At 59.4% G+C, this 11,054-nt stretch carries 9 protein-coding genes; all 9 read right to left on the bottom strand.

What is annotated here, in order from left to right; all coding sequences use genetic code 11:
* Positions 1 to 1,042: 1,042 nt before the first annotated feature.
* Positions 1,043 to 1,531 (bottom strand): chemotaxis protein CheD, encoded by a 489-nt coding sequence (locus tag D5269_RS15865; RefSeq protein WP_016317841.1) that lies wholly within the window; start codon positions 1,529 to 1,531, stop codon positions 1,043 to 1,045.
* Positions 1,528 to 2,154, bottom strand: a complete 627-nt coding sequence (locus D5269_RS15860; RefSeq protein WP_016317842.1) for a chemotaxis protein CheC — start codon at positions 2,152 to 2,154, stop codon at positions 1,528 to 1,530. Before D5269_RS15860 ends, D5269_RS15865 begins: the two co-directional genes overlap by 4 nt.
* Before the next feature lie 33 nt (positions 2,155 to 2,187).
* Positions 2,188 to 2,988 carry a flagellar hook-basal body protein gene (locus D5269_RS15855; protein WP_016317843.1) on the bottom strand — a complete coding sequence of 267 codons (801 nt, stop codon included), beginning with the start codon at positions 2,986 to 2,988 and terminating at the stop codon, positions 2,188 to 2,190.
* 671 nt (positions 2,989 to 3,659) lie between these two features.
* Complete coding sequence (locus D5269_RS15850; RefSeq protein ID WP_016317845.1) at positions 3,660 to 4,433, bottom strand: flagellar hook-basal body protein; 774 nt, start codon at positions 4,431 to 4,433, stop codon at positions 3,660 to 3,662.
* 6 nt (positions 4,434 to 4,439) lie between these two features.
* Positions 4,440 to 5,213 (bottom strand): FliA/WhiG family RNA polymerase sigma factor, encoded by a 774-nt coding sequence (locus tag D5269_RS15845; protein WP_016317846.1) that lies wholly within the window; start codon positions 5,211 to 5,213, stop codon positions 4,440 to 4,442.
* Positions 5,214 to 5,855: 642 nt separating this feature from the next.
* Positions 5,856 to 7,910: a flagellar biosynthesis protein FlhA gene (flhA, locus tag D5269_RS15840; RefSeq protein WP_016317847.1), complete on the bottom strand. Its 2,055-nt coding sequence runs from the start codon at positions 7,908 to 7,910 to the stop codon at positions 5,856 to 5,858.
* A 1-nt stretch (position 7,911) separates the two neighbouring features.
* Positions 7,912 to 8,997 (bottom strand): flagellar biosynthesis protein FlhB, encoded by a 1,086-nt coding sequence (gene flhB / locus D5269_RS15835; protein ID WP_016317848.1) that lies wholly within the window; start codon positions 8,995 to 8,997, stop codon positions 7,912 to 7,914.
* Positions 8,998 to 9,868: 871 nt separating this feature from the next.
* Positions 9,869 to 10,606 carry a flagellar biosynthetic protein FliR gene (locus tag D5269_RS15830; protein WP_243126904.1) on the bottom strand — a complete coding sequence of 246 codons (738 nt, stop codon included), beginning with the start codon at positions 10,604 to 10,606 and terminating at the stop codon, positions 9,869 to 9,871.
* Between the two features lie 28 nt (positions 10,607 to 10,634).
* Positions 10,635 to 10,898 carry a flagellar biosynthesis protein FliQ gene (gene fliQ, locus D5269_RS15825; protein WP_031219553.1) on the bottom strand — a complete coding sequence of 88 codons (264 nt, stop codon included), beginning with the start codon at positions 10,896 to 10,898 and terminating at the stop codon, positions 10,635 to 10,637.
* Positions 10,899 to 11,054 lie beyond the last annotated feature (156 nt).

Here is an 11,054-nt window from a genome sequence, read left to right as displayed (position 1 = left end):
GGATGCCCGGTCCCGTCCGGGCGGACGGCTTGTTTTTTGCTTGTGCAAAAAGCAAGGTAAAAAGCACACATAAGGGGGTATCCCCCTTATGGAACCCCCGGAAGGGTGCCCGCCTTTGGCTGGGTGGAAGGGACACGCATGTCAGTGCCCGCCTCAACCTATTTTTTGTCCAGACCGGCCCTGTCCGCTCGCCCCAGGCTGTGCCGCAAAACCCCACTACTCTGTGCCCGATCGGGCCGGGCTTCCCAGCTTGCCGGGGTGGGGCACACGGGGAGGGGTCGCTGACCCCTCGCCCGTGAGGCGCATCCTGCCCGAGCGTCGCGCGTAAGCGCGCTTCGGGCTGAAAGCCCGAGAAGCGAAGGGCGTTGTTTTGGTCTGGAACCCAAAACAACATGCGCCCGGTGACCCCTCGCCCGTGAGGCAGCCCGCAGGGTCGTCGCGGCGTATGCCGCGCTTCGGCGCTAGCCGAGAAGACCCGAGGAAGGCGCCCTGCGCCTATCCGTTTGGGCTGGGGCCAAACGGATGCTGCCTTTGACCCCTCGCCCGTGAGGCGCATCCTGCCCGAGCGTCGCGCGTAAGCGCGCGTCGGGCCGCAGGTCCGAGAAGTCCCCCGAAGAAGGGCGCTTGCGCCCCGGAAGTTTGGTCTGGAATCCAAACTTCCGTTGCCCTCAGTCCCTCTTGTGGGGTGCGCCGAGCGGCTGTCGCGGCCTTGGCCGCGCTTCGCGCCTGCGCGAGAAAGCCGCGAGCGGGGGCGTTTTGGTCTGGAACCCAAAACGCCCCGCACCCTGGAATCCAAACTTCCGGGGCCTTGTTGCCGCAGAAAATGTGGGCTGCCGCAAGACAGCCCTTTTTTAAATATGCATGGGTACTGGATTCTGATCCAAGCCTGTTTGAGGCAGAAGGAACAACCAGATCTTTCGTAAAAAAATGAACAAGCGCAGGGAAAAAGCACAGGGATACCGGATATACCCTGCGCATTTTTGACGCGGCAGATGCTTCTTTTTATGTAAAAAGACAGTAATTTCGATTTCTCAAACAGCCCTTAATAGGTCCATTCCCCGCGGTTGACAGATTTGATCCGCATGACCCCGTCCTCAGCGGTGAGATAAAGGGTACGGCCGTAATTTTTCCCTGTATCATCGGCAATAATCGGGATTCGCAGCGTTGCGAGCGCCTGTTTCACCGCGGCAATATTGCGCTGCCCGATATTGGAAATCGCAGAATTGCCTGTAGACGAAAACATCTGCGCGCCCCCCGCAATCTTCGCCTTGATCCGCGGCCGCTGCGCCCCCGCGGATTCCATCTTTTTCAGCAGCATCGGAATCGCGGTATTGGCGAACCGCATCGCCTGTTTTGGGTCGCTGCCGGTAAGCGAGCTGGAAGGCAGCATAATATGGGAAAGTCCTGCAACCTTGGTAACTGGGTCGTACATACAGATTCCCACACATGATCCCAGCGCATAGGTCACCAGCGTGTCGGGAGCTTTTACCACATTCAGATCTGAAATGCCAACTGTTACCGTTTTGCTCATATCTCTATCCCCAAGCTTGTCATAATCTTTTCAAGGGAGTCACTTTCCGGAATCATCAGGATGTGGCTGTTGAAGTTTGCCGCGTGGTGGCTGTCGTCGCGGACAAAATCGTCCCCAATGAAGATGATCTTATCGCTGATGTCCGCATAGTAGACCGCCGGCACGCTGACGATAGCGCCCGCCATATCCATACAGATCGACGGCACCGAAATATTGATCGAAAGGCCGGTCATATCCGCAATCGCGTTGACATAGGACGCGGCCATGATATTGCCGACCTCCTGCATCGCCGAGGCGCTGATCTCGTCCATCTCGTCAAAGCTGTTGTACATATCGCCCATCAGCGCGCTAAGCGCCATATGCGCGAACTCCTTGTGGAGCAGGAACATAATCATTCCCTTAATATCGTCCTCAAGCTGGAGCAGCAGCCCGACCATCATGGTTTCGGGGCCGCCCAGAGCCTCCACGACCTGGTCATAATCGAGGATCTGAACCGATGGCACCCCAATATTCACCGGGCAGCTCAGAAACTCCGAAAGCGAGGTAGCCGCATTGCCAGAACCGATATTCCCGATCTCCCGCAAAACATCGATCTGGAGACTGTCCATTTTCTCGTAATCCATCTTATTGAAATCCTCCCTAAAATGATTGTCTGTTTATCGCAGGCTGTTGACCGTCTGCTCCAGTTCGTCGGCGGTCTGCACCATTTTTGCGCTGAAGGAAAAGGCTTTCTGGGTCACAATCACGTTGGTCATCTCCTCCGCAAGGTCGGTGGACGAGCGCTCGAGCGCGCCGCTGACGATACGGTAGGGTTTGTCCTTGTCGGGGGCTTCGGGGATGCCGGAAAGCTCGGTTTCGCGGTAGTTGTTCTCCCCCACCGATTCCACCCCGTACGGGTTCGGGAAAACGTATACCCCCACCTTTTCGGTCAGGTTCTTGGTGTTGAACATCCCGTTCGGCTCCCGGTCGAGCTTGATGCGCGCGCCCTTGGCGTCGAGCACGAACGAACCGTCGAAAGTGACGAGATAGCCGTTCTTCTCCCCTTCCAGCCCGATGTCAAAAGCGCCGTTGCGGGTATACTGGACGGTGCCGTCCCGCCGCTCAACCGCGAAAAAACCTTCCCCGACCAGCGCAAGGTCGAGGTTCTGCTCGGTCGAGACCAGGTTCCCCTGCCGGAACACCAGGTTCGCCTGCTCCAGGCGCACCCCATGCCCGTTCAGATGGCGGCTGCCGAACGGCTCCTCATATTCCTCCTGCCCTGCCTGCGCGGCTTCGGCAGCGGCCTGCCCGCCGTCGTCCGGGTTGACGTACATCTCGTTATAGAGCAGTTCCTTGAACATCCCGCGGAACGCCTTGTACCCGTTGGTGTTGACATTGGCGATGTTGTGGGAGAGAATGTCCATCTCGTTTTGGAAGGTCACAAGACCCGATACTCCGTTGTAAAATGCGATATTCAAAATCGAGCACCTCGTTTCTATAATTCTGCAACAACGCCCTTCGCTTCCCGGCCCTTTGGCCCGGACTGCGAACCGGCTCGGCCCGGTCGGGCACCGGGCGCATGTTGTTTTGGGTTCCCGACCAAAACGCCCCCACTCGCGGCTTTCTCGCGCAGGCGCGAAGCGCGGCTAATGCCGCGACAGCCGCTCGGCGCACCCCACAAGAGGGGCGGCAGTGCCCCCCTCTTGTGAGAACTCCCCCGGCAAGCCTTGTGCGTCGATCTGTTCGAGCACAGTGTAGTGGGGTTTTGCGGCACAGCCCGGGTCGAGCGGGCGTGGTCTATCTGGGCAAAAAACAGGTTGGGGCGGGCACTGACATGCGTGTCCCTTCCGCCCAGCCAAAGGCGGGCACCCTTCCGGGGGTTCCATAAGGGGGCTTCCCCCTTATGTGTGCTTTTTACCTTGCTTTTTGCACAAGCAAAAAACAAGCCGTCCGCCCGGACGGGACCGGGCATCCTGTGCCGCTTACGGCACACCTCTTAAAAAGGCAAGGTGCTGCGCAGCTGCACAAAAAGAGCCACTACCCCGGACGGGACCGGGCATCCCGGTGCCGCTCGCGGCACACCTCTTAAAAAGGCAAGGTGCCGCGCAGCTGCACAAAAAAGGCAACGTGCCGCGCAGCTGCACAAAAATCACAGCGAAGCGATCTGCTGCGCAGCCTTCTGGTTGATCTTATCGACGATCTGCAGCGCCGAGCTGCACGCCTGGAACGCCCGCTGGGCCTCGATGGCGAGGGTATACTCGCGGTTGAGGTCGACATTGGACCGCTCGGTCCAGCCCTGCACGAGGATGGTGCGGTCATTGATCTGCTCATTGAGGGCGATATCCTCGACCTGGAACATCCCGTTTTCGGCAACCACCATTTTTGCGTCCTGGGGCGGCTGGGTGATGAGCAGGCGGTCGATCACGGTGCCTTCTGCGTCGTAGACCTGGCCGTCGGTCTCGATGATAAAGTCGGTATGCAGCTCCTCAAACTGGATGGGGCCTTTCTCGCCGAGCACCCGGCCAACCCCCGGCAGCACCAGGAACCCTTCGGCGTCGATGTCGAAATTCCCGTTGCGCCCGAGGTATTGGGTCTGGTTGCCCTCGGCGTCGGTGACCTGGTAGTTGAAAAACCCGTCCCCGTTGATCGCCACATCGAACGGCCTGCCGGTTTCCTCGAGCGAGCTCGGGTCGAACTGGGTCGGCACATCCGAAACCACCCGGATCGGCGAACCCACGCCGATCGCACTCGGACCGTTCATCCGCTCATAACGGGTCATAAACTCCTGGTCAAACGTGGTGCTCACCACCCGGGACGCGCGGAACCCGGGGGTCTGGGAGTTCACCATGTTGTTGGTGAGCACATTCAGCGTCCGCTCCTGCATCAGGATACCCGATGCGGCGGTGTAGAATCCTCTCAGCATATAGCCTCAACCTTTCATATATCGTTCGAGCTTGTCACGCAGTTTCTGGATCAGCTTGCGGTTGATCTGGCCAATCCGCTGTTCGCTTACTCCCAGTATACCGCCAATTTCTTTCATGGTCAAGTTTTCGTAATAATACATCGAAAGAACAAGACGTTCCTGCTCGTTGAGCGCGTCAATCCCTTCGATCAGCTGCTGCCGCAGCTCCTGCGCATCCACCCGGCTTTCGGGGTCGGAGTCGCGGTTGTCGCTCTGCCAGAGCAGCCCGCCGATCTGCGCGCCGTCCACCAGCAGCGATTCATAGGAAAAGATGCTCTCCCCCGAAACCTCATAGACGCATTTGTCCAGCTCTTCCGGCTTCATGCCCATCCGGTCGGCCATCTCGGCGCGGGTGGGGGTGCGGCCGAGCGAGAGGGTCAGCTCGTTGTGCACGTTGTTCAGCCGGATTGCGTTATGGCGCACCCGGCGGGGCAGCCAATCCTGCTTGCGCACATAGTCGATGATCGCGCCCTTGACCTTGGTAAATGCATAGGTCGAGAACTTTACACCGTGTCCGGGGTCGAACCGGTCGAGGCTGTCGATGATCGCGAGGATCCCCTGGTTGACCATCTCCTCAACCGCGGCGTATTTGTGGTACATATTGCTCATCTCGATTGCAACCGATTTGGCGATGTAACTGTAATGCATCACCAGCTGGTTGCGCAGATCGAGGGAACCGGTCTGCTTATATTCTTCCATCAGCTTGTCGGGGTCCTCCGCCTCCTTGCGACGGTCCCGCACTGCGGTATCCAGTTTACATCACTCCCTTCAAGGGTTGGGATGGGGTGTGCCGCAAGCGGCACCAAATGTCCGTTCCCGCACGGACGGCGGTTCTTTTTATGCAGCGGTGCTGCACCTCACCTTTTTCAAAGATGTGTGCCGCGATGCGGCACGGGATGTCCGTTCCCGCACGGACGGGCGGCTCTCTTTTTGCTCGTGCAAAAAGAAAGGCAAAAAGCACGCATAAGCGGGGGTTCCACCCCCCTTATGTATCCCCCCGGCATCCAGCCCACCCCAAGCAGGGCGGAAACGACACGCATGTCAGAGCCTGCCCCTACTTGTTTTTTTGGCCAGACAACCCTCGCCCACTCGACCCGGGCTAGAAGCAAAACGCCTTCACGTCGGTGCTCGACCGGTTCTCCGCATTCTATGCGGCTTTGGTGCTTGGGGGCGAAATAGGGTGCAAGTCAGCCTTGAGCATGAGCGCTTCGTCTGGGGGCGAGGGGGATACGTAAGGGGGTTCCCCCTTACGTGCACTTTTGGTACCTTTTCGTGCATCCGAAAAGGTGCTCGGCGCGCGGGGCCGAATACCCCGCATCCCCTGCCGCCGACAGGCGGCACTCTTAATAAAAAAGGCAACGTGCTGCGCAGCTGCACAAGCTGTCAAATGGTGATATTTCCGAGGGCTTGGATTTTGACATCCGAGTCGATCTCGTTGAACGAGAGCACCACCGCATTGAGATAGAACTGGTCAACCAGCTTTTTGAAGTAGATGCGCACGATCGGGGAAGTCAGGATGATCGGCACAGGCACGAGGTCGCGGATCTTGTCGACCTCGCGGGTGGTGGACGAGATAATCGCCTGGATGGTTTGCGGGTCGAGCGCGAGGTAAGAACCGCTCTCCACCTTCTTGACCGAACCCATGATCTGGTTTTCGATGTTCCCATCCAGGCTGATGACCTTGAGCTGGCCCGCCTCGGAGAACCGGTGGGTGATCGTCCGGCGCAGCGACTGCCGGACATATTCGGTCAGCATGTCGATATCCTTGACGGTTGCGCCGTAGTCGGCAAGCGTCTCGAGGATGGTCTCGGTATCGCGGATCGGCACGCCCTCCTGCAGGAGGTTGCAGAGGATTTTCTGGAGGTTGCCCACCGAAACGATGGCCGGGACCGTGTCGTTGACGATCGCCTCGTTGGACTTGCGCAGGTTGGCGAGCATGTTGTTGGTCTCCTGGCGGTTCAGCAGCTCGTGGGCGTGCGCCTTGACCACCTCGGAAAGGTGGGTGATGATGACCGAAGTCGGGTCGATGAGGGTGTAACCGGCGAGCTCGGCCTTGACCCGTTTGTCCTCGCTGATCCAGCGGGCCGGGATGCCGAACGCGGGTTCGACCGTCTCGATGCCGTCGACCGTGTCGTCGCCGTCGGCGGGCATCAGCGCGAGGTAATGGTCGGTCAGCACCTCGCCCTGCGCGACCTGTTCCCCCTTGATGCTGATGGCGTATTGGTTGGGGTTGAGCTGGCCGCTGTCCTTGAGGCGGACCGACGGGAAGACCATACCCATCTCCTGGGCAAACTGTTTGCGGAACATGACCACGCGGTCGACAAAGCTGCCGCCGCTCGCCTCATCGACCAGCGGGATCAGGCTGTAGCCGAACTCCATCGAAATCTGGTCGACATTGAGGAGGTTGTAAACGTTGTCGATGTTTTTGTAGAAGGCGGCTTCGTTGGTGACCTCCTCCATCGGGACCGGGCCGGCGTCGGTGGCGGCTGCGGCGGCCTGCCGCACGCTCGACTGCCGCATCAGGATCAGCCCGAGCGCGATCATAGCGATCGAAACGGTGGTCACCTGCGCCTTGGGGAAGCCGATAAACATGGTGCAGAGCATCGCCATGCCGGCCATGATGAGGACCCGCGGCTGGGAGAAGAGCTGGCTGGAGATGTCCTCGTTGAGGTTGGCCTCCGAAGCCGAGCGGGTGACGATCATACCGGTTGCAACCGAGATGAGCAGCGCGGGGATCTGGGACATCAGGCCGTCGCCGACCGTGGAGGTCGAATAGATGCTCATGATCTCGCTAAAGCTGCCGACATTGTTGATGAAACCGACGATCACGCCGCCGATCAGGTTGATGAAGGTGGTGACGATCGACATGATCGAGTCGCCCTTGACGAACTTGGTAGCACCGTCCATGGCGCCGAAAAAGTCGGCTTCCCGCTGGATTTTCGAGCGGCGGGTGCGCGCCTCCTGTTCGTCGATCAGGCCGGAGCTGAGGTCGGCGTCGATCGCCATCTGTTTGCCGGGCATCGCATCAAGGGTGAACCGGGCGGAGACCTCCGCGACACGTTCCGAACCCTTGGTGATGACCAGGAACTGGACCAAAACGATGATGAGGAAGATGACGAGACCTACGACCACGTTTCCCTGGATGACGAACTCGCCGAACGTCTTGACCACTTCACCGGCATAACCGTCCTTGGTGAGGATCGAGCGGGTGGACGAGATGTTGAGCGCCAGCCGGAACAGGGTGGTAATCAGGAGGATCGAGGGATAGATAGAGAACTCGAGCGACTCCCGGATGTACATGGTGGTCAGCAGTATGATAAAGGACAGGGTGAGGTTGCCCACAAACATGAAGTCGAGCAGAGGGGTTGGAAGCGGTATGATGATGAGGGCGACCACAGCGATGACGAACACCGAGACTGTGTTGTTAAACAGCTTCAAACTAGTTCAAATCCTTTTTCTTCAAGTTATACACGAAAGCGAGCACTTCCGCGACCGGCTGATAAAACTGCTCGGGGATCTCCCGGTCGAGATCCACCGACTCATAAAGGCCGCGCGCGAGCGGCTTGTTTTCCATTGTTACGACCCCGTTCTCCTCCGCCACCCGCACAATCCGCAAGGCGAGGCTGTCGGCGCCCTTGGCGACCACCGTAGGGGCGAGCTGCTCCCCGGGGCTGTATTTCAGGGCAACCGCATAATGGGTCGGGTTCCGGATGACGACGTCCGCAGTGGGGACCGCCTGAATCATACGCTGCCGGGCGACCTCCTGCTGTTTCTGCTTGATCTTCCCCTTGATCTGCGGGTCGCCTTCGGTCTGTTTGTACTCTTCTTTGATCTCCTGCTTGGACATCCGCAGGTTTTTTTCGTATTCGTACCATTGGTAGAGGTAGTCTGCCGCCGCCACGAACACCATGATGATTGCCGCGGTGCGCGCCAGCTCGAGGATGATCTCCCCGGTATAGGCCATCGCGCCGGGCACCTCCATCTGCATCAGACGGGGCATGAGCATAAATCTGTCTTTCAGGGAACGGTAGATAATATATGCGAGGATAAAGATTTTTGCGAGGGATTTCAGCAGCTCGATAAACCCGCGCAGCGAAAAGAGTTTTTTGATCCCTTCGATCGGGTTGAGCCGGTTGAACTTGGGCTTGAGCGACTCCCACGCGAACAGGCCGCGGGTCTGGGCGACAGTGAACAGGATCGAGACCAGCCCGCCGATCATCAGCAGGGGCAGCGCCGCCACCGCAAACGCGATAAACGCCTGGATCATGAGCACCCGCAGCTGCGCGGTGTCGAGCGTTTCAACCTGGGAGATCAGCCCGAACCCCCGCAGGAGGGTGCGCCGGAGGGTGTTGTAAAAGAGCGGCCAGAGCAGCTTGAATCCGTAGAACGCGGCCAGCAGCGTCGTGACCGTCACGACCTCCTTGCTTTGAAAGATGTTGCCTTTTTTGCGTTCATCCCTTCGTCGCTTGGGTGTTGCCTTCTCGGTTTTCTCGCCAGCCGTAAAACCACCTCCTTCTGGCAGCATCCGTTTGGCCCCAGACCAAACGGATAGGCGCCCGCGCCTTCCTCGGGTCTTCTCGGGCCTGCGGCCCGAAGCGCGGCATTCGCCGCGACGACCCTGCGGGCTGCCTCACGGGCGAGGGGTCACCGGGCGCATGTTGTTTTGGGTTCCAGACCAAAACAACGCCCGTCGCTGCTCGGTCCTTCGGCCCGAAGCGCGCTTACGCGCGACGCTCGGGCAGGATGCGCCTCACGGGCTAGGGGTCAGCGACCCCTCCCCGTGTGCCCCTCCCCGGCAAGCTTTGTGCGCCAGTTTGTTCGGGCACTGTGTAGTGGGGTTTTGCGGCACAGCCCGGGGCGAGTGGGCGCGGTCTGTCTGGACAAAAAACAGGTCGGGGCGGGCTGTGACATGCGTGTCCCTTCCGCCCAGCCAAAGGCGGGCACCCTTCCGGGGGATACGTAAGGGGGGTGGGGCGCATGTTGTTTTGGAATCCCGACCAAAACAACGCCCGTCGCTGCTCGGTCCTTCGGCCCGAAGCGCGCTTACGCGCGACGCTCGGGCAGGATGCGCCTCACGGGCTAGGGGTCAGCGACCCCTCCCCGTGTGCCCCTCCCCGGCAAGCTTTGTGCGCCAGTTTGTTCGGGCACTGTGTAGTGGGGTTTTGCGGCACAGCCCGGGGCGAGTGGGCGTGGTCTGTCTGGACAAAAAACAGGTCGGGGCGGGCACTGACATGAGCGTCGTTTCCGCCCTGCTGGGGGCGGGCGCCCTTCCCGGGGGATACGTAAGGGGTACTCCCCTTACGTGCGCTTTTGGTACCTTTTCGCGCATCCGAAAAGGTACCCGGCGCGCGGGGCCGGACACCCCGCATCCCCTGCCGCCGGAAGGCGGCAAACCCCTAGCGGAACACCTGCAAGGTATTCTGCATATACCCCAGCATGGTTTCGATATAACCATCGAGGAAGGTGCCGACCGGGATGGCGAAGGTGTAGAGCATGACCAGCGCGAGCAGCACCTTACACTGGATGTTGATGACAAAGACATGGATCTGTGGGATCAGCTTCATCAAAATACCCATCGAAAGCTCGAGCACAAACTCGACCGCCACAAACGGCAATGCCAGGCGCAGGACGAGCGAAAACGCCTCGATGGTCAGGTCGATGAGATAGCCGGGCAGGCCGACCGGAAACGAACTGCCGCCCGCAGGGACGAGGTCAAACGACGCGGAAAGAATCCGGATCATGACCAAATGGCTGTTGGTGGCGAAAAAGTAGAGCGAAAAGAGGATGTTCAGGAAGCTTCCGCTCGTCGAAAGCTGTAGGTTGGTGCCCGGGTCGAGCACCTTGGACATCGCCATGCCGAACTGCATATCCATGAAATCGCCGGCCATGAAGAGCATATAGTAAAACGCCTGGAAGATATACCCGCAGGCCAGCCCGATGACAAGTTCGAGCAGAACGGCGGAGGCAAGCCGGTCCTGCACCTGCGGGGCGTACGGGACGCCCGGCGCAATGACCGCCATACAGACCAGCGCCAGCCCCGCGCGGACAATGGCGGGAACATTGCGGCGGGAAAACAGCGGGTTAAAGGCGAACATCCCGACCATCCGCACGAACACGAGCAGATAGACCGGCAATGCGGCGCCGAATACCGCGCCCACCGGGCTAGAGGGTGAGGATCAGCGCGAACAGCCGGTGGATGAACTCGCTGAACAGGGTCATCATCCACGAGCCGAGCAGCAGGAGCAGCAGGGAGATAATCAGCACCTTCGGGACGAAGGTGAGCGTCTGCTCGTGGATCTGGGTGGCCGCCTGAAAAATCGCGATGACCAGTCCGATCGCAATGCTTGCCACCAGGATCGGCGCGGCCAGCTTCATCGCCAGCAGCATCCCCTCCTGAAAGATGGTCATGATCTGACCTTGTGTCATCATAAAAACCACCACCATTTTTTATACATCTGCGAAGTAGCTTGCTTTTTTTGATAAGTGTGCCGCAAGCGGCAGGAAATGCCCGGTCCCGTCCGGGCGGACGGCTTGTTTTTTGCTTGTGCAAAAAGCAAGGTAAAAAGCACACATAAGGGGGAA

This window comes from Anaerotruncus sp. 1XD42-93, from assembly GCF_009917605.1.
GTDB lineage: Bacteria > Bacillota > Clostridia > Oscillospirales > Ruminococcaceae > Anaerotruncus.
Note: the sequence above shows the minus strand (reverse complement) of the source record. Positions and strands in the feature narration are given on the sequence as shown.